This window comes from Streptococcus pseudopneumoniae (assembly GCF_001073085.1).
Classification (GTDB): domain Bacteria; phylum Bacillota; class Bacilli; order Lactobacillales; family Streptococcaceae; genus Streptococcus; species Streptococcus pseudopneumoniae_M.
In genome coordinates this window covers 37685-63930 of record NZ_JVFV01000007.1, presented here as the reverse complement: position 1 = coordinate 63930, position 26246 = coordinate 37685, and the positions used below count along the sequence as shown (strand labels likewise).

The following is a 26246-nucleotide window of genomic DNA, read 5'->3' as shown; positions in this document are numbered from 1 at the left end:
TACCTAGAAAGTAAATATTTCTGCTGCTTTCTTGAGAAGCAAGTCCGTATATTCAGGATCTTCCTGAGCGGTCTCAAGCTCTTCTTTAATTCTTTCTAAATCATCTGTTATCATACCATCAACTCCCAAACGTAGGGACTTATCAAAGGATTCCGAACTATTGATTGTCCATACATAGAGTTTTTGTTTTGTATTCCAAAGCTTGGTTACAAAATATTCATCTAAAGTAGAATATTCCATGGTATAACCTGTAGCATTTGTTCTTGGAAAAACGGAATTATAGGGCAGTATGAAATAGACCGGAATTTCCTTATCATACTGAGTTACTTTTTCAATAACATGATAATCCAAAGATTGCATCTGATGCCCATAGACTTTGATCTTTGCCCCATATTGATCTAGAAAATGATCCATCATTTGAGCACTATCTTTTCGACTTGTTTTTATTTCGATCAGCAATTTCTGATGAAGGTCATTGGCACGATTTATATAATCATCAAAGCTAGATATTTTGGTCTGATAACCATTTTCATAAATATCTAATTGCTTCAACTCATCTAAAGTTAAGTCTTGCGGTGTTACATTTAATCCTGCTAAACTTTTTAGGTTAGCATCATGCATCATGACAAACTGACCATCCTTAGTTTCTTGTACATCCATCTCAACTAAATCTGGTTTTAACTGAGCTGTTTTTTCTAAGGATTCAACTGTATTTTGGACTCCATTTCCATTTGAGACACCTCTGTGAGAGATGACAAGTGGAGGATTGACTACGGGTGCTTCTAGATAAACATAACCCTCAATCGCAAAGAAGACACTGGCGCACCCCATTACACCCCATCTCATAATATGATCTTTCTTTCGTCTTGGCATAATATCCAACTCCTCACCAGTTAAAAAGGAGGTAAACTTAACCAAGAAGTAAGTCAAAGCCATATAGTGGATATTTTTAATCAATATATAGTTCGAAATAGCAAGAATTAAAGATTCTCGATGTGTAAGACCATCCACTAAAGACTGTATCAACAATAGAGGGATTAAAAGCAAATAGAAGAATAGATTCGTTTTAACAAGAATTAGAAAAAGATGCCAAGCGTAAAACCAAAAATGATTTCTGGTTTTTTCTAGACTGTAGACCACAGCATCCTTAACCGTCATCTTTTCAAAAAAGATTTTTGGTAGAACAAAAACCAACTTAACAGAAACGTATAGGAAGAGGATTGACAAGATGATAATACCAAGCCACCATATCCAATACTTGTCTTCCATGTAGGTCTGGATAAAATCAGGTATCACTATTTTATTAAAATAATAAATTTTAAAAATCTTCCTGATAAACGGAAAAATCATAGCGATATAAACGAAGATAAACAAAGCCTTGGAAAGAGTCAGACGTTTCATGAAGGCTATACTTTCACGAAATACCTTCCGACTATATTCGATCAAGGTTCGTTTCTCATGATAGAGAAGGTGTCGAGCCCCAATGAAGAGGAGACTAATTTGAAAATAAGCTACTAAAAGGTTAATTGCTATTAAGATTAAAAAACCAAAGCTGATTAGGGGCGCATTTTTGATAATCGCAAAAATGTTATTGTAAGATATAAACAAATAGCCCGTCTGACTTAGTAAAAAGCCTGCTATCAATGAGTTCAGTGGCAACCAAATATAATCTACTAGCATGAAGATTAAAAAAAATAGAAAGAGGATTTTATCCAGATTTAGGTAAATCTTTTTAAAACCCAATTTTTTAGGTTTTTCAGGTTTCATAAAACCTCCTAATCAAACAGCTGAGATAAATCTAAACCACCGAAAGGATTAGAGTTTAGACTACTCTTGGAGTCCAGTAAGATTCTACTTTCATCAGATTCTAGAAAAGCTTCATAAACACGCGCAGTCATTCGCGCATCCTCTAAACTATTATGAGATTGACCCTTGAATCCAAGAAATTCAGCCACGGTCTGTAACTTGAGATTTGCAATGCCGTGAAGATCCGAACTCCGTCGCTCAAAAGCTTCATCATAGAGATCGACTAGATATTGACGACTATAATCCAAACCATGTTCCAATAGAATCGGTAAATCACTCTTGGCTGCATTGTATCCAACAAGGGGTAATTCACCAACAAAGTCTTGAAAATTCTTAAGAACTTCCTCCACCATCGGTGCATCTTTCAAGATTTCAGACGTGATACCCGTTAAGCCGTTTATAAAACTTTTCAATGGTACATCGGTATGAACATATGAGTCAAATGCTCCTACTTCTTCACCATCTTTAAAACGGACTGCAGATACCTGAATCAAGTGGGTTTTGTCTTGGTGTTTATTAAATTCCAAATCAAATGAAATGTAATCTCTTAATTTTTCCATCTTTTCCATTCCTTACTGTATGTGTAAAAAGAAACTACTTGGTTATACCTAGAAACCAAGCAGTTTTTTCTTATCCTCCAAATAAGCGAGCAAAGAAGCCTTTCTTCGTTGCTTGTACTTCTTGCTTAGCCTGATCCAACTCCAACTGAAGGTTTTCTTGGTCCTTCATGGCTTGTAGGGTTAACTGTTGTTGTTGATCCAATTGCTTATCTTTTTCTGCGATTTGACGGTCTTTGACACGCATCTGTTCATCTTTTTCAGCTAACTGTTTGTCTTTAGCCTTTAACTGCTCATAAAGACGGATGATTTCAGCGTTCTTTTCATCAACAAGAATCTCCATCAACTCACGTTGCTTCACATCATCACTAACAGGTTCATCTTCAAAAATAGTTTTTTTGTAGATTTCTTCAAGCTTAATCAAACCACTGCGAGTTACCACAGTGACTCCTTTATCATTTTTAGTCGTATCTTCTTCAGGTAATTCCTTGACACGGTTATTGATTGCTTGGCGGGACAAGCCCAAGACCTCAGCAATCTCACTAACAGTCATCTCAATACTCATAATATCCTCTGAAAGTTTTCTAGCTTTTCTTTATTTAAATATTATCATAAGCAAGCAAAACTGTCAAATATCACCGTGTTTTCAACCCTTTTTCAAAACAATTTTTCTTCTAAACTAGACTGTCTATCAGCTTTTTTAAACTAAACATCAGTTTGCAATTTTTCCACCAGCTTTAATCAATAGAAAACCTTTCTTGGTTTATAAAGATAATCCCGTTTCTCTAAAATGGCTAATAACTTATCACCTTCAAAACCAGCCAATTCCTTCTCAGTTTGCTCCAATTCAATAAAGCGACCAAAACGCACTTCTTCTGCCTGTTCTGGAGTCAAATACACCTTAACTAAGTCACCTGTACCAATCTCTAAGGGATGAAGAAAGTCTAGTTGTCCAGCCTCTACTTTTTCGGAAATTTCTTCCAAGGTCAAAGCATCATCTAACTGCAAGCCTGCAGCGCTTGTTCGTGTTAAATGAGACATATGAGCTGCATAGCCAAGTTTTTCTCCCAAGTCAACTGACAAGGTACGGATATAAGTCCCTTTGCTACATTTTACACGGAAGCTAAATCGAGCAAGATTCTCCACATAGGAAATAGGACTGGTTCTTTCGAAACTATAAATCGTCACCTGACGTTCTGGACGCTCCACTTCCTGACCAGCACGCGCATACTCATAGAGTTTGCGACCATTGACCTTGACAGCAGAGTACATAGGTGGAATCTGAGTGATAGGACCTGTCAGACTAGCGATTGCTTGATCAACAATGGTTTCATCTAAGGGAGACAATACTGGTGTCTCTGCAACAACTTCACCACTAGCATCCTCGGTTGTTGTAGAATATCCCAGAGTAATTTCACCCTCATAGACCTTACCTTCGTCCTGCATAAACTCTACCATGCGAGTCGCCTTACCGACGGCAATGGGTAAAACACCGACAACATCAGGGTCTAAAGTCCCTCCATGACCAATCTTCTTAGTTCCTAAAATCCTACGCAGCTTGAAAACTGCATCGTGCGAGGTCATCCCCGCCTCTTTTTTTAAGTTGATAATACCGTTCATTTATTAACTTTCTAAAAATACTAAAACTCTTTTTTGGAAATCCTTATTCTGTTCATAGAGTGCATGTCCACACCCTGGTAAAATAATCAGTTGACTACCTTTGATATGCTGATGCAATTCAACCGAAGCTTCTACGCCTAAAACATCATCTTTTTCTGCTCCAACGATTAACGTAGGGCAGTTAATTTTTTCCAAACAAGTTAGACTATCATGCTTCAAACAAGATACAGCCTGAATATCAATACGTTGTTTATCTTTAATGCGACCAAAGATTCCCATTATTCGATAAAGGTATTTAAATTTTCCAAAGGATTTAGTCGTGTAAGAGTGACGAGCAATATCAATCATCAGATCTTTATAAGTACCTGACTGACTCAGGTTTAGCCAGCGACTAATTCTCTCCCTACCTAGATTACTTAGTTTTGCAGTTGTAACAGCCAAAACTAGCTTTTCAACCTTTTCTGGAAAGTTTACAGCTAGCCATTGGGCAATCATTCCACCTTGCGAAATCCCCATAACATAGGCACTTGTAATATTTAATACCTCCATTGCTTCTGCAACATCTGCTGCCATATCCCGTGTCGTATAACCCTGCCTCAACTCATTGATTCGAGAAAAAACATAAACTTTATAAACCTTGGCAAATTCTCGGTAAGTTAAAGCTATCATTTGAGCCATGCCCCTAACTGTCTGTAGTCCATCACCCAAGCCTGGTATAATTACTAGAGGGTCCTTTCCTTTTCCAAATGTCACATAGTCCATGCTCTTTTCGTTAAAATATAAGGTTTTCCCTTTTGTTGAAGACATCACTTCGTTCCCTCTACTATTTTTTTATGATTTATTTATGTTGAGTTTTTAAATGCAAGGCAAAGCCGGCAGTCACTTTTTCAAATCCAACTGCCTGATAAAACTGATGTGCAGCATTTCGTTCAGCGGTTAATCCACTATTTAAAGCCAGTGCCTCAACTCCTTCTTTTACCGCTTGTTTTTTCAATTCATCGATTAGCCTACTAGCAATTCCTTGTCGTCTTGTTTCTTTTGCAACTGACAAAGCTAAAATACGATAATAAGATCCATCTGTTTCAAAAAAGAAGAGCTTTGCGTAACCTAAGAAACCTAAAATTTCTCCGTTTCTTTCAGCTAAAAGACAGCCATAATGCGGCTGAGAAAGAATCATTTCTAAACGTCGAGACAGCTTAGAAGCGGTCGTTGGATAGCCCAAGTCTTCATATAGAGACAATAGTGCTTCAGCATCTTTTATGGTTGCTTTTCGTATCTGCATAGAAGCCTCCTAGTCTTCCTTCAAAGCTTCAAACTTAGCCTTCATGGTTGGATTTTTGCGAGTCAATTTTTTAACCGAAACATCATCCAGCTTGTTATTAGCCAGTCGGAGTTGGTTTTCTGATGTTGTCAGGAATTTCTTGACCTCTTCCATACGCTTAATGGCTTTATCAATCTCATCGATGGCCTTGCCGAAGTTGACAGAAGCTGAATTGTAATTCTTTGCAAAGGCAACCTTGAAGGCATCCAAGTCTTCCTCGAAATGCGTAATGTCAATATTTTGCTCGCGAACCAAAGCCAATTCCTGCTTGTATTTGAGAGAATTCAGTGCAGCATTGCGCAAGAGTCCAATCAAATGGATAAAGAACTGGGGACGAATGACGTACATCTTCTCATATTCGTGACTAACATCGACAATCCCAGTATTGAAGTAGTCGTTATCAGCCTCAAGCATACTTACCAAAACTGCATACTCACAGTTTTTCTCACGACGATCCTTATCCAACTCTTTATAGAAGTCTGCATTTTTATGTTTCTTCTCTGTCCCGTCCGCTTCATTTTTCATCTCAAACATGATGGAAATGAATTCTAGCCCATTTTCATCAAAGTCACGGAAGATAAAATCGCCCTTAGAACCACGTGCTGAAACCTTGTTGTCCTTTTCGAAATAAGCGTTTGGAAAGGCAAAGCTACGAACCTTGTTAAACTCACTTTCCGCATACTGCTCAAGACTTTCTCCAATAGCCTTGGTTGATTGTTGGGCCTTGAAATTCTTGTAAAACTCAACCTGCTCATTAGCTGCCTTAAGCTGAGCTTCATAGTTTTGCTTAACTGAAGTCAGAGAAAGCTCGTTTTCTTTTTCTTGTAGAAGGAGCTGATTTTTGACCTGGTCTCTTTCTTTCTCTAGATTAGACAGTGTCTTTTGCAGCTGATTCTCATGCTCCAAGCGTAAGGTAGCCAGCTGATTCTCCAGTGCTTGAACTTCTTTTTCCTTCTCTAGCAGACTTTGACTAGCACTTTGCTCTACTTCTTTTTTGGCTAATTCTTTTTCGGTATCAAAGTTCTGAATTTGACTTTGTAGCTGGGCAATTTCTTGGTCTTTTTGCGCAAGTTTTGTCTGCTGTTCATTCATGGCTTTTTGCTCAGCCAAGGCCAGCTCTTGCTTCATGCGTTCATGCAATTCCTTATCAAACTCTACAGTTCGAACTTGAGAAATCAGTTCTGCATATTGACTTTCATTAACTGTAAAAACTTCGCCACAATTTGGACATTTAATTTCGTTCATGATTTTCCTCTAAATTTAACATTACTACTTTCATTATAGCATGGAAAAACAAAAAGAAAAAGTTGGAATCAATCCAACTTTTAATCTACGTATGTATCTTCGTTTTTGTTTAAGAAGGCGTAAGGCAATCCCATCAGTAGACCACCTCCGATAAAGTTACCGATAAAGGTTACACCCCAGTGACGAAGAATATTTCCAATACCGAAGTTTGCGATTGAATCAGCAGCAACACTGAATTTCACAATAGCAAATGATGCAAAGTTTGCGGCGATGTGCTCATTTGTTAAGAATACAAACATGTAAATGGCTGATAGAACCAACCAAAGTTTGGCACCACCATCTTTAACTAAAACAAATGAAAGAATCGCGATGTTTACAAAGACATTAGCCAAAATTGCTTCAAGCAAAACTAGTTCATTTGAACGGCCCAACTTCATCTCCACGACTCCAGAAATAAAGCTATCGTGTGTTAGATTAGCGAAAGCGGCTGAATGAGCAAATCCCCAGCCACCAATAAGAGCTCCGATTAAGTTAAAGAAAGTACAATATAGAAGAATTTCAGCTGTTTTTCTCCAGCTAATTTTTTTCAAAAAACTACCAGCTGTTAAAAACATCATGTTTGATGTAACCAACTCAGCATTCAGGAACACGATATAAGCTAGCCCCCAAGCGAAAACAAATGGGAAAAGGAAGCGTCCACTACCTGGTGCAATCTTATTAATCAAGTCAGCTCCAACTGCACCAGCCGCTGTACTGAACGTAAAGAAAGCACCCGCAAACATTGAACGGATAGCGTACTTGAATTTACTTTGACTGTAAAGACTTTCCTTTTTCTTACAAGCAAACTCAATTTTTGAGATAAATTCTGAAGAAACCATATAAACTCCTAAAACTTTTATTTGTGAATATTATAACATAAAATCGAAATTATGGGAAGGCTTTCTTAATTCTATTTACAATATTTTTATAACTTTTAGCAATCGTTTCCATTTGCTTTGTATCAGCATCTTTAATGTTTTCAACTCTTTATTTTTAAATCCATTATTCCATATATTCAATATATATTTTATTTTTGTTCTATATTGAATTTACAAAAAAGTTTCTTTATTTTTCAGCTAAAGTCCATGCACTAATAATTTGTTTGAATTTATAGACAAAGAAAACAACGTTTTTATCAAAAGCTTCTTTGGAAAAAAAATCGAGGTCTGGATTTTTAGTCCCGACCTCCTCTATTATTAATATTCATTTTATTTTCAAAAGCTTGTCCTAATCAACATAAGTCTCTTCATTTTTATTAAGATAAGCGTATGGTAAACCTATCAGGAATCCTCCACCTATCAAGTTAGCAATGAAGGTAACACTCCAATGACGGAGGATATTTGGAATATCAAAGTTAGCAATTTGGTCAGAAACAATACTGAATTTAATAATACTAAAAGACGAAAAATTGGCTGCAATATGCTCGTTAGATAAGAAATCAAACATAGAAATAGCTGACAAGATAATCCAGAGTTTGGCATTGCTATCCTTGATCAAAACTGAAGAAAGAATAGCAATATTTACAAACATATTTGCCAAAATCCCTTCCAACAAGACCAACTCACTAGGTCGTGCCAACTTCTTAGCTACAATCTTTGGAAGATAACTGTCGTGTGTCAGGTGTGAAACGCCGATGAATTAGCAAAGCACCAACCTACTAACAGAGCACCAACTAAGTTGAAAAAGGCACAATAGAGCAAAATGATAAAGGCTTTTTTCCAATTAATCTTCTTCAAAAATGTTCCAGCTGTCAAGCACATCATATTTGAGGTAACCAACTCGGCGTTCAAGAAAACGATATAGGCAAGTCCCCAAGCAAATACAAAGGGAAATAGGAAATAACCAGCACTTGGAACAATGCTATTGAGTAGATCAGCACCTATGGCCCCAGCAGCTGTACTAAAGGTTAAGAAAGCACCTGCAAACATCGAGCGAATGGCATATTAAAACTTACTTTGGTCAAATAAACTTTCTTTCTTATGGCAATAATAATAATAATCAATTCTTGAAATAAATTCTGAAGAACTCATATAAACTCCTTAAAATATCATTATTAATATTTTAACATGAGATATTTTAAGTGAAAATTAAATTTTGCTTTTTACACTTGAATATTTTTAGTAGCAGCAAAATCTTCAATCTCAACTGGAGTCATCCCAACCAGCTCTGAAACCCACAAGCCGACAATATCTGATAAAACAGAATCGCAGACATATTCATTCTCACCATGACCATATTTACAAGTGAATAGAGGGGTTCTTATCGCTGATTGATAAAAATTGAACGCTAACTCTTGCAGTTTCTCTGGCTGAAATTCGAGTCCCAACTCTTGTGCAAGTCCAGTTCTCACTTTATCCCAATCTTCACCTTTTGACTGATAATTTTCTCGTGCTTTGTCGATAAATCCTTTACAGAATTGTGCCAGCAAATGCATGTTTTGATAGAGCAAACGACAGGAAAAATCTGAGATAGAGCCAGCATGAAGTAAGAAAGTAAGCAGGTCATCAAGGCTTTCTGCTACCCGACCAACTTGGCCTTCACTCCCTATAAAGCCGATACTCTCATCCTCAAGAATTACATATTCTCCCCCACTACCGTCTTGGGCAAAGGCTATGGGCGATAGAGAATAAACTTCATTGTTCTGAGAAAATTCAATCTCTTTCAACTGGTCATAAAATAGAATATCGCATTCTTGCATCAATAAAATTCTTAGTTGTTTATCTTCTCTTATTACTTGTAGTTGATTCATATTAGCTACTCTCCTAGCTTTGACAACTGTCACAACTGTCACAAGTGACAACAATTCAATTTTAGCAATCGACTCTTAATAATAATAATAATAGATTTTAATATGGCACTTCTTGGCCACATTGGCAAGATTTTTCAATAACTCCTCGTTTCTTTTGCTTTTTCCAAAATGAAAAGTAAAAGATTTTCCATCTTTCCTTGTAAAGTACAGATGATACCTGTCCCCATTCATTCTTCTCCCTCGAACGTAATCAATATCAATCTGTCTAATTTCAGCTAGAGGAACAATCCTTTTTCTAAAAAGAATAATCGTGTGAATGTATAATCTTCCCTTTGCAATATGAAAAGGATCCAACATACTCCCACCACTTTTTAAGGATGTCTTAACTCTTTGGAAAAAAAGATAGAAATAAAATAGTGCTAAAAAAATTAACAAAAATCTAATGACCTGATTTTTCCAAAGGACTTCAAAAACTGAAATACGATAACCATACATATTAAAATAATCCCTTTTTTCTTTATTATACCACTTTTGTTGAGAGTCTGGGTCTATAGAAAAATAAGAAAAAGACTGAACAATGTTCAGCCATTTTCAATAATATTTGATGTGATATCTTTATCTGGTCAAATCAAGTCGCTTACCGATTTTTCCTATAAGAATAGCACCAACAATCAAGGAAGCGAATTCTCCGATAGCAGTTGTAAACCAAGTTAAGAAGAAAGGTGCTTCTGCTACGATATTCAATTCAGCAGCAATGGTGATCATTGAAATCGAAAAAAGAATTGAAAAGAAGAAATGATCTTTACGAATCAATCCATTAAAAAGATAGTCTTTGCTGTATTTGCTAAACAGCCATACTCCTAAGCTAAGGAAGACAAGAGTTGATCCTCCACCAACCGCAACATCGATGATTCCAAAACTGAAGAAATTTGCAATCATACATCCAAGAGTAACACCGATGATATACTTAGGATTGTAAAAGGCTAGGAAGTTCATCATTTCAGAAATACGGAACTGATAAGCACCATAACTGATAGCATTAAGGGGTGGTGTGATTGTCAAAACCACATAAATTGCTGCGACAATGGCAATATCTGCCATATCACGGATAGTTAGTTTTTTCATGTTTTCTCCTTTAGCGATTAACCCGCGTAAAATATGCTTGGTGAAAGAAGCTAAGCACCAAGGGTTGAGCAAGTCAACCTTACAAGTATAGCACATTTATGTCCTTTATGCTATACTATTTTTATGAAAACATCCATAAAAAAATTTTTCGACAATGAAATCCTCTCCTACTTATTTTTTGGAGTTGCAACTACTCTTGTATCTATTATTGTTCGTATCACTATTTTTTTCTTTTTCCAACAAGAATTATGGGCGACTGCTCTGGGAAATATAGCTGGAATTTTGTTTGCTTTTTTCACCAATGATACCATTGTTTTTAAGCAAAAACGAAAACATTGGTTCAAGCGTCTGATAAAATTTACGACTGCAAGATTCATAACCTTCCTCTTAGACCTGCTTCTGACCTTTATTTTTGTGACGAGTTGCCCCCATATCATCGGTCAATTCGTAGGTGATAATCTCAATACTATCAATTCAATTGAGACTATTTTTGCACAAGTTACGATCATAGTCCTCAATTACATCTTCAGTAAAGTTTTTGTTTTTAAAAAACAATAAGCATACTTCTTGCATTCTAATGACTATTATACTATAATTAAAGCTGTTAAATTTTGAAAGGAAATTATGAAAATGTTAAAAGATCTTAAAGAATTTTTGCTCCGCGGTAATGTTGTAGACCTTGCTGTCGGTGTGATCATCGCTACTGCTTTTGGTGCTATCGTTACTTCATTTGTTAATGATATCATCACTCCACTTCTATTGAACCCAGCTTTGAAAGCTGCAAAAATCGAACGTATTGCTGAACTTTCATGGAATGGGGTTGCTTACGGTAACTTCTTGAGCGCTGTTATCAACTTCCTTGTAGTCGGTACTGTTCTATTCTTTGTGATTAAAGCAATGGAAAAAGCTCAAAATCTTCGTAAAAAAGAAGAAGTTGCTGAAGAAACACCTGCTGGTCCAACTGAATTGGAAGTTCTTCAAGAAATCAAAGCTCTTCTTGAGAAAAAATAATCATCTAGAGGATTCGTTTCAATACTGAATCCTTTTTTTATTCACCTTTTGCTGAGCCTAGAAAAAACTTGAGTTCAGCTCTCTTTTTTGATATAATAATTAAAGTTTCCACCCTTAGTGTAATGGATATCACGTAAGATTCCGGTTCTTGAGATGGGGGTTCGATTCCCTCAGGGTGGATTGATGAAAAGAAAAAAAGCAACAGTTGACGTTGCTTTTTTTCTGTATTAATCTTGTCTTTGAATATAGATCATTGATACCAACGAAAGAAGAATAACTCCGAGTCCTATGATTAAAAAGGAAACTAATTTCACACTTGGTAAAAATGTCATTACACCTTTCGCAATAGGCATAAAGAGAATTGCCAGTGTAAAAATGGTACTCAATACCCTCCCCAGATAGTCTCCGTCAACCTTGGTCTGTACTTGTGTAAAGAAGTGAATATTAAAAATTGTCATAAATAATTCACAAACTAGGTTCCCAGAGAAAGTTAGAAAATTGGGCAGTGGCAAGCCCATCATGAAAACTCCTACTCCTGTGAGGATTATTAAGAACAAAAGTGTATTCATACTGGATTTAAATTTATTTGCTATCAGTGCTCCAATGATTGAGCCAATTGCACCCATGGTTAAGATAGTTGCATAGGCTCCGTCTACACCATACAGTTTATTTGAAAAAGGGAGCAAAAACTCAAAAGCTGCAAAAAAGAAATTCACACTTGAAGCCACTAACAAGAGAAAGAAAATTTCTTTTTGATGCCTGATATAGTGCAAGCCATCTTTGATATCCGAAAAAATATCTTTCCCGGTAAAACTCTTCTGCTCTTGAACCTTTGGTTCTTCTTTTGGAAGTAAAGCAACTAGAGTAAAAGCAATGAAAAAAGTCAGAGCATCTAGTAAGAGCGTCAGATGAAGACTTGCAAATTGTAAAACAAGGAAAGAAAGCACCGGAGAACTAACACCAACAACCTGCAATACTAACTCTAAGCGAGAGTTATAGGTCACTATCTCGTCCTTTGCTACCACCTCTGTGATAATAGCTTTATTGGCAGGCCGAGAAAAAGCAAATGCAATCGCTTGAACAATATTAGCAAAGATCAAAGCTCCAATCATCCAGTTATCATTTCTGATAAAAGAAATGGCCAGACAGAGAATCCCACAAACCAAGTCTGTTGTCATCAAAATCTTGCGACGGGAAAAACGGTCTGAAATCACGCCTCCAAAGGGATTAGCTAGTATAGCTGTCACCAACTCCGAAATTTGATAAATCCCTAATACCGTCTTTCCTATATTTCCCATTGAGGCCAGCCAAACACTATTTCCATAATCATAGAGCATATTTCCTAGTTTGTTAATAGCTCCACGACTAATCAACTGTACTGCGTATCGATTCATAAAAACTCCTCTCAAATTTTGAAACTATTGTATCAAAACTTGAAGGAGTTTCTCATTTTTCCCTTATTTGGGAAATTAATCTTTTACAAATTTATCGTAATGTTCATGATAGTAAGCTACTTGCTCCGGAAGACCTAGCACATCAAAAATATGCATTGCTTCCTGCATTTGTTTACAACCTTCTTCTTTTTGCCCCTTCTGATAAAGAGCAAATCCCTTAAGAAAGTGGAAAACATTACGCTCATAGAGTTTGATGCTCTTACCTATGATCTTCTCTATATAAACTTCAAAGTAGCTGGCATTTTCAAAAGCAAGATGTTCTAAACAATGCTGGTAACAATTAAGAGCTAAAATCAAGACCAGTTTTCGATGGCGTCCAATTTCTTTGTAGAAATCCTCCCTCTCCATCACTTCTCCACCAAGGCGAGTAACATATTCCACATCATAAAAGCTATAGAGATTGCCAAAGAGTATTAACTCATACATGGTCCATTCATCTGTTTGGAAAAGATAATCTGCCACCTTATCCAGATCACCTTGCTTCATAGTGAAGCTAGCATCTCTTTGACAAATCAGACCTTGTAACAAAATCCAGTTCAGCTCAAAATAGAGGGGATTTGTTGAACTCTTAGCCTTTTCAAGTTGTTCTTCTTGAAGTTTTTGAAAACCTGCAATATCATTTGAGTAGTAAAGTGGAATAATCTGAGCCATCAAGCCGACATGCTCATGATGTTGAAAATTTCTAGTCTTATCCATAAAATTCTCAATCGTCACATGAATATTATCTAATATTTCAAAGAAACGAGATGCAGCCAGATCCGACTCCCCCAATTCAAAGCGGGATAATTGGGAGGTCGAACAGGCCTCTCCTGCAGCTTCTTTTAGAGAGTAATTTTTACTGATTCGAAATTCACGAAAGACTTTTCCAAGATTTTCCATCTTACACCTGCTCCGATAATTCTTCCCACTCTAGCATTGCTTCTTCTTGACGATGGCTAATTTTATCCAGTTCTGCTTGTAATTGCATGAGTTCATCTGCATCATTGGTGGTATGCATTTGTTCAGAGATAGCTTGGGCTTGAGTTTCTAGCTCTTCGATTTCTGTCTCAAGACTTTCAATTTGTCTCATTAACTTACGAAGTTCTTTCTGACTTTCCTTTTGAGCTTGGTAGTCATTAACTGGAGAAACTTCTTTTTCTTGATTAACAACTGCAGCTTCTTCCGCTTGGCTAACTGCTAGCTCTGCTTTTTTATCAACATAATAGTCATAATCACCCAGATAAAGTGTTGATCCATTCTCAGATAATTCCAACACATGAGTGGCTACACGGTTGATAAAATAACGGTCATGGCTGACAAATAGAAGAGTCCCATCAAAATCAATCAGTGCATTTTCCAGAACTTCCTTGCTATCTATGTCTAAGTGATTGGTCGGCTCATCGAGAATCAAGAAGTTGTTGTTTTCCATTGAAAGTTTAGCTAGAAGCAGACGAGCTCGTTCACCACCTGACAGCATCCCAACAGATTTCTTAACATCGTCACCAGAAAAAAGGAAGGCACCTAGGCGATTACGAATTTCTAGTTCAGGAGTCAGCTTGAAATCATTCCAGAGTTCGTCTAAGACTGTATTGCTCGGTGTCAGTTTGCTCTGAGTCTGGTCATAGTAACCAACATCAACATTAGCACCAAAGCGCTTCTCACCCTTGATAAAGGGAATTTGGTCCACAATGGATTTAATAAAGGTTGACTTACCAATACCGTTAGGACCAACAATGGCAATAGCGTTCATCTTACGAAGATCAAGGTTGATGGGTTCTGATAAGATTTCACCATCATAGCCAATGGCAGCATTCTCAACTGTCAAAACGACATTACCAGATACTCTATCAGAATGGAAGGTCATATTAGCTGATTTCTTACCAGCTTCAGGCTTATCCAAGCGCTCCATTTTCTCCAGTTGCTTGCGTCGAGATTGAGCACGTTTGGTTGTCGATGCTCGAACAAGATTTCGATTGACAAAGTCTTCTAAGGCAGCAATTTCCTTCTGTTGCTTTTCGTAGTTTTTGGCTTCAGTTGCGAGCTTCTGCTCCTTCTGCTCCACAAAGCTCGAGTAGTTCCCTACATATCTGTCCAAAGAATGCTTGGTTAAGTCAAGTGTTATGGTTGCAACCTTATCGAGGAAATAACGGTCATGACTGACGATAATCAAGGCACCACTATAATTAACTAAATAGTTTTCTAACCAGGCAATTGTTTCAATGTCTAGGTGGTTAGTCGGCTCATCCAAGACCAAGAGATTAGGTTTTTCAAGAAGCATTTTGGCTAGCGCTAGACGAGTATTTTGACCACCAGAAAGCTCAGAGATTCGCATCTGCCACATAGACTCGTCAAACTTGAATCCATTTAAGATAGAGCGAATATCGGCTTCATAGGTAAATCCTCCAGCCTGACGGAAATTTTCTGATAGGCGATCATAGTCAGACATAAGTTTGTCTAATTCTGCACCAGTTTTTTCCCCCATCTCCAACTCCATCTGGCGAAGTTGTCTTTCAGTCCGACGCAAATCATCAAATACATGTAGCATTTCATCGTAAATAGTATTTTCAGACTCAAAGCGACTATCCTGTGCAAGATAAGAGAGGGAAATATCTTTTTTCTTATTGATTTCACCAGTGGTTGGCTCCTCTTCTCCAACCAATATCTTGAGTAATGTAGACTTTCCTGCACCATTTTTCCCAACGAGGGCAATGCGGTCTCTTTCATCCACTTGTAGGTTTATATTATCAAAAAGAACCTCTCCTGCAAAAGAACGTTCAATTTTATTAGCTTGTAAAATAATCATACAGTTAGTATAGCATGTTTCGGTAAGCCATTCAAGACTTGCGGTGTAGGTATATTTCATAACTTTTTCAGAAACTCATGCTAACGTTTTACTAAAACTTCAAATCGTGGTATAATGTAAGCGATTAAATTATATACTAAAGGAGATTTCCTATGGCTTACCAAGAAAACTACCAAAAATGGGTTGATTTCGCAGAACTTCCAGACTACCTTCGTCAAGATTTGGAAAAAATGGACGAGAAAACTAAAGAAGACGCATTCTATACCAATCTTGAGTTTGGTACTGCAGGTATGCGTGGATTGATTGGTGCTGGAACTAATCGCATTAATATCTACGTTGTTCGTCAAGCAACTGAAGGTTTGGCTCGTTTGATTGAGTCAAAAGGTGGAAACGAAAAAGAACGTGGTGTGGCCATCGCTTATGATAGCCGTCACTTCTCTCCAGAATTTGCCTTTGAATCTGCAGCAGTTCTTGCTAAACACGGTATTAAATCTTATGTTTTTGAAAGTCTCCGTCCAACACCAGAGCTTTCATTTGCTGTTCGTCACCTCAACTGCTTCGCAGGTATCATGATTACTGCTAGCCACAACCCTGCTCCATTTAATGGTTACAAGGTTTACGGAGAAGACGGTGGTCAAATGCCTCCACACGATGCTGATGCTTTGACAACTTACATCCGTGCTATCGAAAATCCATTTGCTGTTGAAGTTGCTGATGTAGAAGCTGAAAAAGCTTCTGGCTTGATTGAAGTTATTGGCGAAGCAGTCGATACCGAATACCTCAAAGAAGTTAAAGATGTTAACATCAACCCAGCTTTGATTGAAGAGTTTGGTAAGGACATGAAGATTGTCTACACTCCTCTTCACGGTACTGGTGAAATGTTGACTCGTCGTGCTCTTGCTCAAGCAGGATTTGACTCTGTTCAAGTCGTTGAAGCTCAAGCAACTCCAGACCCAGACTTCTCAACTGTTAAATCTCCAAACCCAGAAAACCAAGCAGCCTTTGCTCTTGCAGAAGAACTTGGTCGCCAAGTAGGAGCTGATGTTCTTGTTGCAACTGACCCTGACGCTGACCGTGTTGGTGTTGAAGTCCTTCAAAAAGACGGAAGCTACCTTAACCTTTCAGGTAACCAAATCGGTGCCATCATGGCTAAGTACATCTTGGAAGCTCACAAAAATGCTGGAACACTTCCTGAAAATGCAGCCCTTTGCAAATCTATCGTATCAACTGACTTGGTAACTAAGATTGCTGAAAGCTACGGCGCAACTATGTTCAACGTCTTGACTGGTTTCAAATTTATCGCTGAAAAAATCCAAGAATTCGAAGAAAAACACAATCACACTTACATGATGGGATTTGAAGAAAGCTTCGGTTACTTGATTAAACCATTCGTGCGTGATAAAGATGCTATCCAAGCTGTTCTTGTCGTTGCTGAACTTGCTGCCTACTACCGTTCTCGTGGTTTAACACTTGCTGACGGTATCGAGGAAATCTACAAAGAGTATGGCTACTATGCTGAAAAGACAATCTCTGTTACTCTTTCTGGTGTTGACGGTGCTGAACAAATCAAAGCAATTATGACTAAATTCCGCAACAATGCACCAAAAGAATGGAATGCAACAGCTATCACTGTCGTAGAAGACTTTAAAGCACAAACATCTACTGCCGCTGATGGTACTGTAACAGCCTTAACTACACCTCCAAGTGATGTATTGAAATACACACTTGCTGATGGATCATGGATTGCAGTTCGCCCTTCAGGTACTGAACCAAAAATCAAGTTCTACATTGCAGTTGTTGGTGAAAGCAACGAAGATTCACAAGCTAAGATTGCTAACATCGAAGCTGAAATCAATGCCTTTGTAAAATAAAGTCTAAAAGAGGCTGGGACAAAAAGATTTTGATTTTAGGAATTCTTTATTATAAATTGTTAAAATCGATAGATTAGACAAAAAAGCGAACAAGACAGTATTCTGAGTGTCAGATAACTTGTTTTGTTCGCTTTTTATATTTAAGGTTAGACTTTTGTCCCAGACTCTTTTTCGTATCAAATCTCTGCAATTTTATAGACTTTATGGCATACTAGACGTATCAATGAAAGCGAGGTAATCTCATGGAACAATTTTTAGAAAACATCAAAGATCTTGAAGTTACAACTGTAGCACGTGCTCAAGAAGCACTTGACAAGCAAGAAACAGCAACTTTCTTCATCGGACGCAAAACTTGTCCTTACTGCCGTAAATTTGCTGGTACATTGGCTGGTGTGGTAGCTGAAACCAAAGCGCACATCTACTTCATCAATAGCGAAGAACCAAGCCAACTTGAAGCTTTACAAGACTTCCGCTCACGCTATGAAATCCCTACTGTACCAGGATTCGTCCATGTATCAAACGGTCAAATCCAAGTCCGTTGCAACTCTTCAATGTCAGCTCAAGAAATCAAAGAATTTGCTGGCTTGTAAAATAGTCTATAAAAAAGAAGGCTTGTGACTTCTTCAGATTGAAGACAAAGTCCTTAGAAATCAAGTTTCTAAGGGCTTTTCTTTGTGCAAAGTCGTATAATAGAGGTAAGAAGAGTTGTGAGGTGTTCCCTATGTTTCACAAAGAAAAACCTGATTATAATCGTCGCCAATATGGTTTCTATACAATAGACGAATCGGTCCCAGAAGATCACTTTCTTCGACAAGTAGATTCAAAGGTTGATTTTGGCTTTGTTTATGATTTGGTAGAAGATACCTATAGTCCAGATAATGGTCGTCCTAGTCTTGATCCCGTCATGTTAGTCAAAATTCCTTTGATCAAATGTTTTTATGGCATTCGTTCCATGCGCCAAACCATGAAAGAGATTGAAGTAAACGTGGCCTATCGCTGGTTTCTTGGACTAACTTTAGATGATAAGGTTCCTCATTTTATACCTATGGAAAGAATTACAGCCGTCGTTTTCAAGATAAAGAACTCATTTCTGAGATTTTTTCCCAAGCTCTCAACCAAGCTTTGTATGCTGGCTTAATGGATCCTTCTGAACTATTTGTGGATGGTACCCATATCAAAGCGGCAGCTAATAGTCACAAGTACCGTAAGGAAATGGTAGACCAACAAGCTAAATTTATGAGTGAACAATTGGCAGTTGAGATTTATCTAGATAGGAAAAAACACGAAAAATAGTCCTTAAAGCCCGCAAAAGAAAGTGAGAATAAGGAAAAGAAAATCTCAACGACAGATCCCGAGTGTGGTTGGTTCCATAAGGGCGAACACAAGGAAGTATTTGCCTATTCTGCTCAAGTTGCTTGTGATAAGCATGGTTGGGCCTTGGCTTATACGGTTGAGGCAGGAAATGTTCATGATAGTCAGGCTTTCCAAACATTGGAAGCCATCATTGATAAGCTTCAAGAAGTTATTCTAGGACTGTAAAAAAGCGTTTTAATCCACTGTCAGCAGACAATGGACGAGGTTGCTTTTTGAAAATAATTGAGTATTACCAATGGGTATAGCTTGGAATTTATGACTGGTATAGAAGATACTGTTCTCCCTTGCCCCAAAACTACAAAAAAAGCCTATTGACCAAGCTAGAAAGCTTGATACAATAGGCTTTTTCTAAATTCATTATTTAACAGCGTCTTTAAGAGCTTTACCAGCTTTGAATGCTGGAACTTTTGAAGCTGCGATAGTGATTTCTTTACCAGTTTGTGGGTTGCGACCTTTACGTGCTGCACGCTCACGAACTTCGAAATTACCAAAACCGATCAATTGAACTTTTTCACCAGCTGCAAGGTAATCAGCTACTGCTGCAAATACAGCATCAACTGCTGCTGCTGAGTCTTTCTTTGTCAATTCTGTAGCTTCTGCTACTTTAGCGATCAAATCTTGTTTGTTTGCCATGTTAATAATTCCTCCAAATATTTTCTAATTAACAATTACAATCATATCCTAAATTCTCTTGTAGGTCAAGTCAAAAACGCTATTTCTTGCTATTTTCTTTATTTTTTTAGGACTCATATCTGACTAAAATAGCCCAAGCATTTTCACCCGTATGGGTCTGAATAATCGAACCTGTTTCAAGTACAGAGATTGGTTTTTCAACGAATGGTTGCAGGATTTCTTTCATCTCTTCTGCCCAGTCTCTAGTTCCAGAATAGGAGATACCAATTTCGGCAACAGAACGTTCTGACAATTTTGAAACTAGCTCATCCAACCATTTCTTAAAGGTTTTTGCTCCACGTCCTTTCACGATTGGTTGCAATTCATCATCTTTCATCTGCATGACTACGCGAATATTTAATAGAGAGCTTAAAAGACCTGTCACTCGGCCAATACGGCCACCTTTAACAAGGTTTTCCAAGGTAGAAACACCAATATAGAGCTCTGTGTTCTTCTTCACTTCTTCAACATGAGCCACAATTGTCTCAATGTCTTGTCCTTCTTGAGCTAACTTAGCTGCTTCAACCACTTGAAATTTTAGGGCTTGATCAGTAAAGGAACTATCCAATACGGTCACATTAGCCGTTGACAAACTTGCACCTTGACGAGCTGCTTCGACAGTTCCTGATAAAGCATGAGACATATGAATGGCTAAAATTTGACTACCGTCTTTACTCAACTCATCAAAAATCTCAGCAAAGAGTCCAACAGGAGGTTGACTTGTTTTAGGCAGATTTTTACTCTCTTTCATCAAGCGAAGAAATTCCCCTTCTTCAAGATCAGCATCCGAATAAAGAACACTATCAACCATTACAGAGAGCGGAACGACGGTAATATTTAATTCTTTGACCACTTCTGGTTCAATGGTAACAGAAGAATCTGTTACGATTTTTACTTGTGTCATAATTCAAATCTTTCTATATTTCACTTTTTGAGTGAGTTTTTTCAATTTAACTATAACAATTATATCAAAAAAAAGCTAAAAATTCATACTGTATCTATTCATTTTTATAATGGAATTTATAGATTTTTAAATCTTTCATTTTATAAAAATAGTCTCCTGCTAAGACGACTATTTTGGTATCATCATAAACGTTCATACAAATCTTGCATCTGTATGTCATCAGGAACCAACTTGAGATAGTGTTGGATCTGTTCTTTTGCTTCTTCAAACCTTCCAAGTTCGCGTAATAGATGAATATATTGCTCTAAAAACTCAGGATTTTCCTTGAGTTCTGAAACCAATGCCTGATAAGATTCATAGGCAACATCCAAATTTTCAGTTTCTTGGTAACTCCGTGCAATCATCCACTTAGTCAAGAGATTTTCTGGCTCATATACTTCTAAGGCTAGAATATCCTCATACCGTTCTTGCTCCTGATACATGGTTGCTAGTCGCAAGAGGATTTCTTCTTGGTCTTCCGCATCTTCTTGAGCTTGAAGAAGATAAGTTTCCGCCTGCTCAGGTTGATGCAATTCGTAAGATAATTGTGAAGCAAGGAGTAGTAAACGTGTTTCGAATGGATTTTTTTCCAAACCTTGTTGAGCTATCAGTAAGGCTTGCTCAGTCTGGTGTTCCTTATGTAGAGCCTGACTATAACCATACTCATACCCTTCAAAATCTGGAGAAATAGTATCCAGCTGTTTAAAATATAAAACTGCCTTTTGATATTCCTCTTGATCAAAGTAAAGACTTGCTAATTCAAATGCAGTCTGATCTTCATAATCTAACTCTAAAGCTTTTTCTAAAAACTCTATGGCTGATTCAAACTTTCCAAGTCGAGCATAGGCAGTTCCAATTCGTTGATAGGTCGAAATCCCTGTTTGCTCATATATTTCACGATTATCCAGTTGAGCATAGCCCTTAATCGCTTCTAAATCATTTCCAAGTTCACTATCTAACTCTGCTAGCCCAAAAATCAATAAAGGATCATCAGAGTAATTAAGAGCTTCTAATAGCTTGTCGCGAGCTACATCCGTCAATCCTTCCATTTGATAGAAATCAGCCTTTAAAACAAGAGCAGATACATAAGAATCGCTATTGGGTTGAATTTCTTCTAGATAGGCAAAAGCTTCTTCGATTTGTCCGTCTTCACTTGCTATACTAGCTAGATTGAGATTTACTTCTGGAAATATTGGAGCTAGTTTTTCATAGATTTGACGAGATTGTGGATAAAAACCGATACCCTCTAGATAATAAGCCAGTTCCAGAAGAAGATCATCAGAGTCTTCTACCAATGCTTTTTGAAAATAGTGATCAGCTCTTGTTAAATCTTGCTGATCCAAAGCTTCAAGCATTTCTTGACTATTGCTCACCTTCAACCTCCTCTTCTAACTCATACAGACCACTAACTTTTTTATACCATTCAAAAATAGCTGAAATAACAACTTTGGCTGAAGCATAAACAGGAATTCCTAATAGGACTCCCCAAACACCAAACATAGAACCAGACGTCAACAAAACAAATAGAATAGTGATTGGATGGATGTTTAGCTGACTACCTAAAATCAATGGAGACACAAAACGACCTTCAATTGTCTGCTCTACGATAAAAACGATAATAACTTTCAAGAGCATAACTGGTCCAGCAATTAACCCTAAGACCAGAGCTGGTATCATAGCAAGGAAACTTCCAAGATAAGGGATAAGATTTAAGACCCCAGCAGTAATACCAAGAGTCACCGCATATCTCAAACCAATAATTTTAAAGAAGATGATAAACATAATTGCCACGATAATAGCAACAGTAATTTGTCCTCTAACATAGTTAGAAAGTTGTTGGTTCACATCCGTTAGAACCTTACCTACTGGTTCTCTCAATTTATTTGGTAAGAATTGAGTGATATGATCTCTCAAACCTTTTCCATCTCTAAGGAGATAAAAGAGCATAAAGGGCATGATAATTAGAGCGACAATGACTTGTGACGTTCCACTAATAAGAGCACTCACCCAGTTCACAGCTTTTGATGAAATATTACTTGCCCAAGCAGTTGCTTGTGTTGAAAACTGAGCCAGAACCTGTTCTAGTTGAGGTCTAAAGTCATCTGGTAAACGTTTGGTTACAAGATCATCAATAACTCTGTCCGCATCTTCGAGATAATTTGGTACATTTTGCGCAAAAATAACTACTTGACGTTGAAGATTTGGAATCGCGACAGCCAGACCAATAATCAGAAGTATAGCAATAATGACAAAAATAATACTAATGGCTAAGACACGATTTATCTTGTACTTCTCCATCAAATCCACCAGTGGGTTTAATAGATAAAAAAGCAATCCTGATAAAATAACAGGTAACATGACCACTGATAAAAAATCAACGACAGGGATAAATAAAAAACTAATCTTACTTAAAATAAAAATATTGAGACCTAGTAACAAGGCTACCAAAAAAACTGTAACAGCCTTATTATCTAAAAACCATTTAAAAAACCAAGATAAATTAAAATGTTTCTCTTTTTGTTCCATATCTACTTCCTTTCCTTTGTCCTTTCATTATACCATTTTTATAGGGAATAAACTGTTTTTAAAGTGTTGAGGTGACGATTGAGAACTTTAACAAAGCGAACTTGCATTTTACTAATTTTATACTTAGATGTTTCATACTTTTTTCACTATTTTCTTCAGGTCTCCTAATTTATGATATAATAGAAACATCTTTATTTAGAGGTATAGCTATGATTGAAACAATTTATTTCGGAACTTACACACGTCGTTTATCCCAAGGGATTTATCAAGCTGATTTTGATACAGAAACTGGGCAACTATCCAATCTTAAACTATTTGCTGCTGAGCCAAGTCCAACCTATCTTGCATTTGATCAAGACCAACATTTATACACTGTTGGAAGCCATGATGGCAAAGGTGGTATCGCAGCATACAAGACTGATGGTAGCCTCCTTAATCACGTAGTTGAAGAAGGTGCTCCTCACTGTTATGTTGCAGTTGATGAGAAACGTAGCCTAGTTTATGGTGCAAATTACCACAAAGGCCAAATTCTGGTATACAAACGTAAAGAAGATGGTAGTCTAGAATTGGCTGATACAGTTCAGCATAGCGGTCATGGTCCTCATGAAAATCAAGCTTCTCCACATGTACACTTTACAGATTTAACACCAGATCAGTATTTAGTCACTTGCGACTTAGGTACTGATGAGGTTACTACTTATGATGTCAATCCAGAAGGAAAACTAAATAAACTAACTACCTACAATTGTAGTCCTGGTGCTGGGGCACGTCACCTTGTTTTTCACAACCACTACAAGATTGCTTATCTCATCTGTGAACTCAATAGTACAATTGAAGTATTGATTTATGATGGTGTTGGTGCATTTGAAAAAATGCAAGTTATTTCTACTCTTCCTGAAGGATTTAATGACTTTAATGGAACTGCTGCTATTCGTCTCTCACAAGATGGAAAATACCTGTACGCATCAAACCGTGGTCATGATTCTATTGTAGTTTACACTATTCTAGCTGATGGTAGTTTAGAATTGTTGGAATTCGTTCCTACAAACGGGAAAACTCCTCGAGACTTTATCCTCTCACCAGACCAAGAATTCCTCATCGCCGTTCACCAGGATTCTGATAATGCAACTGTCTTTAAACGTAATCCAGAGACTGGTCGTCTTGCAGAACTTTCCAATGATTTCCACGTTCCCGAAGCGGTTTGCGTCACATTTTAAACATAAAAAATGAACTTGATTCTCAAATCAAGTTCATTTTTTTATAATTTATTTCCGACATTGATTCGGTTAATAGCACGTTGTAATGCAATCTTAGCACGACGCTCTTGGTCAATCAAGTGTTTGTCTTGCGCTTCTTCGATTTCACGTTCTGCACGAAGTTTGGCACGTTCTGCACGGCTAATATCGATATCACGAGCACGCTCAGCTGAGTCTGCAATAATGGTAATGACATCATTAGCAATCTCGATGATTCCTCCGTTCACTGCTATCCAGTTGACATGAGAATCATCATCAATACGTTTGACTTTAACTTCATCAACTGCTAATACCGCAATCATATTTTGATGTCGTGGCAAGATCCCCATCTCACCATCCAGAGTTCGAACCGATACAAAGCTGGCATGGTGATCATAGACGAGACCATCTGGTGTCACGATCTGGACAGTTAACTGAGCCATAGATCACCTCTTAAAATCCCATTTTTTCAGCCTTAGCGATAACATCTTCGATTGAACCTACTCCACGGAAGGCGTCTTCTGGGAGATGATCGTGTTTTCCGTCAAGAATTTCCTTAAATCCACGAACTGTTTCCGCTACTGGAACATAAGAACCTGGTTGACCAGTAAATTGTTCCGCAACGTTGAAGTTTTGTGAAAGGAAGAACTGAATACGACGGGCACGAGCAACCAAAGTTTTTTCTTCATCAGAAAGTTCATCCATACCAAGGATGGCGATGATATCTTGCAACTCATGGTAACGTTGAAGAACACGTTTAACCTCAGCAGCAACTGCGTAGTGTTCTTCTCCAACGATTTCAGGTGCCAAGGCACGTGAACTTGAAGCAAGTGGGTCAACGGCTGGGTAAATACCCAATTGAACCAATTTACGTTCCAAGTTGGTAGTAGAATCCAAGTGAGCGAAGGCTGTTGCCGGCGCTGGATCAGTATAGTCATCCGCTGGCACGTAGATAGCCTGGATAGAGGTTACAGAACCTTTCTTAGTTGAAGTGATACGTTCTTGCAATTGACCCATTTCTGTTGCGAGGGTTGGTTGGTAACCAACGGCTGATGGCATACGACCCAAAAGGGCAGATACTTCTGAACCAGCTTGTGTGAAACGGAAAATGTTGTCAATGAAGAGAAGAACGTCTTGGCCTTCTACATCACGGAAGTATTCAGCGATTGTCAAACCAGTAAGGGCAACACGCATACGTGCTCCTGGTGGTTCATTCATCTGACCAAATACCATGGCTGTTTTTTCGATAACTCCTGATTCTTTCATTTCCCAGTAGAGGTCGTTCCCTTCACGAGTACGTTCCCCAACACCAGTAAATACTGAGATACCACCGTGTTCTTGGGCAATATTGTGAATCAATTCTTGGATCAAGACAGTTTTACCAACTCCGGCACCACCGAAGAGTCCGACTTTACCACCTTTAAGATAAGGGGCAAGAAGGTCGATAACCTTAATCCCTGTCTCGAGGATTTCTGAAGAGGTAGACAACTCATCAAAAGTAGGTGCTTTTTTATGAATTGGCTGGCGCTCTGCGTCTTCTCCGAAAGGAGCTTCCAAGTCAATGGTATCTCCCAAAACGTTGAAGACACGTCCCAAGGTTTCTTTACCTACTGGTACAGAGATTGGACGACCTGTGTCCAATACTTCCATTCCACGAGTCAAACCATCTGTTGATTCCATGGCGATGGTACGAATCATACCATCCCCCAACTCTAAGGCTACTTCAAGGACGATTTTTGTTTTCTTTTCGTCATTTTTGTAGACGACAAGTGCATTGTTAATCTCAGGAAGTTTTTCCCCTGCTGCAAACAAAACGTCTACAACGGGTCCGATAACCTGAGCAATTTTACCTGAACTCATCTCCTTCTCCTATTCTATATAAGATACTGTCGGTTCCTAGTTTTGCTAGGTCCTAA

At 37.8% G+C, this 26246-nt stretch carries 24 protein-coding genes, 1 tRNA gene, 2 pseudogenes and 1 riboswitch; of the genes and pseudogenes, 7 read left to right on the top strand and 20 right to left on the bottom strand.

Features of this window, described 5'->3' with window-relative positions; translation table 11 throughout:
- Positions 1–3: 3 nt before the first annotated feature.
- The 11 genes and pseudogenes from ADH90_RS00545 to ADH90_RS00490 form a co-directional block, all read right to left on the bottom strand.
- Positions 4–1767: a glycerophosphoryl diester phosphodiesterase membrane domain-containing protein gene (locus ADH90_RS00545; protein ID WP_049529504.1), complete on the bottom strand. Its 1764-nt coding sequence runs from the start codon at positions 1765–1767 to the stop codon at positions 4–6.
- 8 nt (positions 1768–1775) lie between these two features.
- Positions 1776–2366 carry a 3'-5' exonuclease gene (locus ADH90_RS00540; protein WP_049529503.1) on the bottom strand — a complete coding sequence of 197 codons (591 nt, stop codon included), beginning with the start codon at positions 2364–2366 and terminating at the stop codon, positions 1776–1778.
- Positions 2367–2436: 70 nt separating this feature from the next.
- A complete protein-coding gene (gene rocS, locus ADH90_RS00535; protein WP_000021254.1) occupies positions 2437–2928 on the bottom strand; it encodes a chromosome segregation protein RocS in 492 nt (163 codons plus the stop codon).
- Positions 2929–3104: 176 nt separating this feature from the next.
- Positions 3105–3983: a tRNA pseudouridine(55) synthase TruB gene (truB, locus tag ADH90_RS00530; protein ID WP_049529502.1), complete on the bottom strand. Its 879-nt coding sequence runs from the start codon at positions 3981–3983 to the stop codon at positions 3105–3107.
- Positions 3984–3986: 3 nt separating this feature from the next.
- Positions 3987–4790 carry an alpha/beta fold hydrolase gene (locus ADH90_RS00525; protein ID WP_049529501.1) on the bottom strand — a complete coding sequence of 268 codons (804 nt, stop codon included), beginning with the start codon at positions 4788–4790 and terminating at the stop codon, positions 3987–3989.
- Between the two features lie 31 nt (positions 4791–4821).
- Positions 4822–5265 carry a GNAT family N-acetyltransferase gene (locus ADH90_RS00520; protein WP_049529500.1) on the bottom strand — a complete coding sequence of 148 codons (444 nt, stop codon included), beginning with the start codon at positions 5263–5265 and terminating at the stop codon, positions 4822–4824.
- A 9-nt stretch (positions 5266–5274) separates the two neighbouring features.
- Positions 5275–6549 (bottom strand): DUF2130 domain-containing protein, encoded by a 1275-nt coding sequence (locus tag ADH90_RS00515; RefSeq protein ID WP_049529499.1) that lies wholly within the window; start codon positions 6547–6549, stop codon positions 5275–5277.
- Between the two features lie 80 nt (positions 6550–6629).
- Entirely contained in the window at positions 6630–7427 is a 798-nt protein-coding gene (locus tag ADH90_RS00510) for a formate/nitrite transporter family protein (protein ID WP_049529498.1), read from the bottom strand.
- Positions 7428–7815: 388 nt separating this feature from the next.
- A pseudogene (locus ADH90_RS11495) lies at positions 7816–8618 on the bottom strand (formate/nitrite transporter family protein).
- Between the two features lie 71 nt (positions 8619–8689).
- Positions 8690–9337, bottom strand: coding sequence for a hypothetical protein (locus ADH90_RS00500; protein WP_049529497.1), 648 nt, complete (start codon positions 9335–9337; stop codon positions 8690–8692).
- A 615-nt stretch (positions 9338–9952) separates the two neighbouring features.
- On the bottom strand, positions 9953–10462 hold the full coding sequence (locus tag ADH90_RS00490) for a QueT transporter family protein (RefSeq protein WP_049529495.1): 510 nt from the start codon (positions 10460–10462) through the stop codon (positions 9953–9955).
- Positions 10460–10557: riboswitch (PreQ1 riboswitch) on the bottom strand. It overlaps the preceding gene by 3 nt.
- Positions 10558–10585: 28 nt before the next feature.
- Here ADH90_RS00490 and ADH90_RS00485 point away from each other — a divergent pair.
- The 3 genes from ADH90_RS00485 (at position 10586) to ADH90_RS00475 (ending at position 11653) form a co-directional block, all read left to right on the top strand.
- The gene (locus ADH90_RS00485; protein ID WP_049529494.1) at positions 10586–11020 is read left to right on the top strand and encodes a GtrA family protein; all 435 of its coding nucleotides are present in this window, start codon (positions 10586–10588) and stop codon (positions 11018–11020) included.
- Between the two features lie 72 nt (positions 11021–11092).
- Positions 11093–11473 (top strand): large conductance mechanosensitive channel protein MscL, encoded by a 381-nt coding sequence (gene mscL, locus ADH90_RS00480; RefSeq protein WP_000910212.1) that lies wholly within the window; start codon positions 11093–11095, stop codon positions 11471–11473.
- Between the two features lie 108 nt (positions 11474–11581).
- A tRNA-Arg gene (locus ADH90_RS00475) sits at positions 11582–11653 on the top strand.
- A gap of 47 nt (positions 11654–11700) precedes the next feature.
- Here the strand turns inward: ADH90_RS00475 and ADH90_RS00470 are convergent.
- From ADH90_RS00470 to ADH90_RS00460, 3 genes are all read right to left on the bottom strand, one after another.
- Positions 11701–12867 (bottom strand): MFS transporter, encoded by a 1167-nt coding sequence (locus tag ADH90_RS00470; protein WP_049529493.1) that lies wholly within the window; start codon positions 12865–12867, stop codon positions 11701–11703.
- Positions 12868–12942: 75 nt separating this feature from the next.
- A complete protein-coding gene (locus ADH90_RS00465) occupies positions 12943–13806 on the bottom strand; it encodes an XRE/MutR family transcriptional regulator (RefSeq protein ID WP_049529492.1) in 864 nt (287 codons plus the stop codon).
- Position 13807: 1 nt separating this feature from the next.
- Positions 13808–15709, bottom strand: coding sequence for an ABC-F family ATP-binding cassette domain-containing protein (locus tag ADH90_RS00460; protein ID WP_049529519.1), 1902 nt, complete (start codon positions 15707–15709; stop codon positions 13808–13810).
- A gap of 152 nt (positions 15710–15861) precedes the next feature.
- Between ADH90_RS00460 and ADH90_RS00455 the strand changes: the two genes are divergently transcribed.
- The 3 genes and pseudogenes from ADH90_RS00455 to ADH90_RS00445 all read left to right on the top strand — a co-directional run.
- Positions 15862–17580: a phospho-sugar mutase gene (locus tag ADH90_RS00455; protein WP_049529491.1), complete on the top strand. Its 1719-nt coding sequence runs from the start codon at positions 15862–15864 to the stop codon at positions 17578–17580.
- A 242-nt stretch (positions 17581–17822) separates the two neighbouring features.
- The gene (locus ADH90_RS00450) at positions 17823–18170 is read left to right on the top strand and encodes a thiol reductase thioredoxin (RefSeq protein ID WP_049529490.1); all 348 of its coding nucleotides are present in this window, start codon (positions 17823–17825) and stop codon (positions 18168–18170) included.
- Positions 18171–18301: 131 nt separating this feature from the next.
- Positions 18302–19074, top strand: a pseudogene (locus ADH90_RS00445) (transposase); the annotation flags it as partial.
- A gap of 237 nt (positions 19075–19311) precedes the next feature.
- Here the strand turns inward: ADH90_RS00445 and ADH90_RS00440 are convergent.
- The 4 genes from ADH90_RS00440 to ADH90_RS00425 all read right to left on the bottom strand — a co-directional run bounded on the left by ADH90_RS00440 (position 19312) and on the right by ADH90_RS00425 (position 23095).
- Positions 19312–19587 carry an HU family DNA-binding protein gene (locus ADH90_RS00440; protein WP_001284633.1) on the bottom strand — a complete coding sequence of 92 codons (276 nt, stop codon included), beginning with the start codon at positions 19585–19587 and terminating at the stop codon, positions 19312–19314.
- Positions 19588–19693: 106 nt separating this feature from the next.
- Positions 19694–20530, bottom strand: a complete 837-nt coding sequence (locus tag ADH90_RS00435) for a DegV family protein (RefSeq protein ID WP_049529489.1) — start codon at positions 20528–20530, stop codon at positions 19694–19696.
- A 182-nt stretch (positions 20531–20712) separates the two neighbouring features.
- On the bottom strand, positions 20713–21942 hold the full coding sequence (locus tag ADH90_RS00430; protein ID WP_049529488.1) for a tetratricopeptide repeat protein: 1230 nt from the start codon (positions 21940–21942) through the stop codon (positions 20713–20715).
- Complete coding sequence (locus tag ADH90_RS00425) at positions 21932–23095, bottom strand: AI-2E family transporter (protein WP_049503623.1); 1164 nt, start codon at positions 23093–23095, stop codon at positions 21932–21934. Before ADH90_RS00425 ends, ADH90_RS00430 begins: the two co-directional genes overlap by 11 nt.
- A 209-nt stretch (positions 23096–23304) precedes the next feature.
- Here ADH90_RS00425 and ADH90_RS00420 point away from each other — a divergent pair, with 209 nt between their 5' ends.
- The gene (locus tag ADH90_RS00420) at positions 23305–24312 is read left to right on the top strand and encodes a lactonase family protein (RefSeq protein ID WP_049529487.1); all 1008 of its coding nucleotides are present in this window, start codon (positions 23305–23307) and stop codon (positions 24310–24312) included.
- Between the two features lie 41 nt (positions 24313–24353).
- On the opposite strand, the gene ADH90_RS00415 is transcribed toward ADH90_RS00420, so the two are convergent.
- Positions 24354–24773 (bottom strand): F0F1 ATP synthase subunit epsilon, encoded by a 420-nt coding sequence (locus tag ADH90_RS00415; RefSeq protein WP_049503620.1) that lies wholly within the window; start codon positions 24771–24773, stop codon positions 24354–24356.
- 10 nt (positions 24774–24783) lie between these two features.
- Positions 24784–26190: a F0F1 ATP synthase subunit beta gene (atpD, locus tag ADH90_RS00410; RefSeq protein ID WP_000094353.1), complete on the bottom strand. Its 1407-nt coding sequence runs from the start codon at positions 26188–26190 to the stop codon at positions 24784–24786.
- Positions 26191–26246 lie beyond the last annotated feature (56 nt).

What these genes read in the sequence shown, in the direction of transcription:
- mscL (WP_000910212.1), top strand. Translation starts at nt 11,093, where the DNA reads ATGTTAAAAGATCTTAAAGAATTTTTGCTCCGCGGTAATGTTGTAGAC.
- ADH90_RS00510 (WP_049529498.1), bottom strand. Translation starts at nt 7,427, where the DNA reads ATGGTTTCTTCAGAATTTATCTCAAAAATTGAGTTTGCTTGTAAGAAA.
- ADH90_RS00465 (WP_049529492.1), bottom strand. Translation starts at nt 13,806, where the DNA reads ATGGAAAATCTTGGAAAAGTCTTTCGTGAATTTCGAATCAGTAAAAAT.
- ADH90_RS00485 (WP_049529494.1), top strand. Translation starts at nt 10,586, where the DNA reads ATGAAAACATCCATAAAAAAATTTTTCGACAATGAAATCCTCTCCTAC.
- ADH90_RS00425 (WP_049503623.1), bottom strand. Translation starts at nt 23,095, where the DNA reads ATGGAACAAAAAGAGAAACATTTTAATTTATCTTGGTTTTTTAAATGG.
- rocS (WP_000021254.1), bottom strand. Translation starts at nt 2,928, where the DNA reads ATGAGTATTGAGATGACTGTTAGTGAGATTGCTGAGGTCTTGGGCTTG.
- ADH90_RS00525 (WP_049529501.1), bottom strand. Translation starts at nt 4,790, where the DNA reads ATGTCTTCAACAAAAGGGAAAACCTTATATTTTAACGAAAAGAGCATG.
- ADH90_RS00500 (WP_049529497.1), bottom strand. Translation starts at nt 9,337, where the DNA reads ATGAATCAACTACAAGTAATAAGAGAAGATAAACAACTAAGAATTTTA.
- ADH90_RS00490 (WP_049529495.1), bottom strand. Translation starts at nt 10,462, where the DNA reads ATGAAAAAACTAACTATCCGTGATATGGCAGATATTGCCATTGTCGCA.
- ADH90_RS00515 (WP_049529499.1), bottom strand. Translation starts at nt 6,549, where the DNA reads ATGAACGAAATTAAATGTCCAAATTGTGGCGAAGTTTTTACAGTTAAT.
- ADH90_RS00460 (WP_049529519.1), bottom strand. Translation starts at nt 15,709, where the DNA reads ATGATTATTTTACAAGCTAATAAAATTGAACGTTCTTTTGCAGGAGAG.
- atpD (WP_000094353.1), bottom strand. Translation starts at nt 26,190, where the DNA reads ATGAGTTCAGGTAAAATTGCTCAGGTTATCGGACCCGTTGTAGACGTT.
- ADH90_RS00450 (WP_049529490.1), top strand. Translation starts at nt 17,823, where the DNA reads ATGGAACAATTTTTAGAAAACATCAAAGATCTTGAAGTTACAACTGTA.
- ADH90_RS00470 (WP_049529493.1), bottom strand. Translation starts at nt 12,867, where the DNA reads ATGAATCGATACGCAGTACAGTTGATTAGTCGTGGAGCTATTAACAAA.
- ADH90_RS00545 (WP_049529504.1), bottom strand. Translation starts at nt 1,767, where the DNA reads ATGAAACCTGAAAAACCTAAAAAATTGGGTTTTAAAAAGATTTACCTA.
- ADH90_RS00520 (WP_049529500.1), bottom strand. Translation starts at nt 5,265, where the DNA reads ATGCAGATACGAAAAGCAACCATAAAAGATGCTGAAGCACTATTGTCT.
- ADH90_RS00440 (WP_001284633.1), bottom strand. Translation starts at nt 19,587, where the DNA reads ATGGCAAACAAACAAGATTTGATCGCTAAAGTAGCAGAAGCTACAGAA.
- truB (WP_049529502.1), bottom strand. Translation starts at nt 3,983, where the DNA reads ATGAACGGTATTATCAACTTAAAAAAAGAGGCGGGGATGACCTCGCAC.
- ADH90_RS00435 (WP_049529489.1), bottom strand. Translation starts at nt 20,530, where the DNA reads ATGACACAAGTAAAAATCGTAACAGATTCTTCTGTTACCATTGAACCA.
- ADH90_RS00540 (WP_049529503.1), bottom strand. Translation starts at nt 2,366, where the DNA reads ATGGAAAAATTAAGAGATTACATTTCATTTGATTTGGAATTTAATAAA.
- ADH90_RS00420 (WP_049529487.1), top strand. Translation starts at nt 23,305, where the DNA reads ATGATTGAAACAATTTATTTCGGAACTTACACACGTCGTTTATCCCAA.
- ADH90_RS00415 (WP_049503620.1), bottom strand. Translation starts at nt 24,773, where the DNA reads ATGGCTCAGTTAACTGTCCAGATCGTGACACCAGATGGTCTCGTCTAT.
- ADH90_RS00455 (WP_049529491.1), top strand. Translation starts at nt 15,862, where the DNA reads ATGGCTTACCAAGAAAACTACCAAAAATGGGTTGATTTCGCAGAACTT.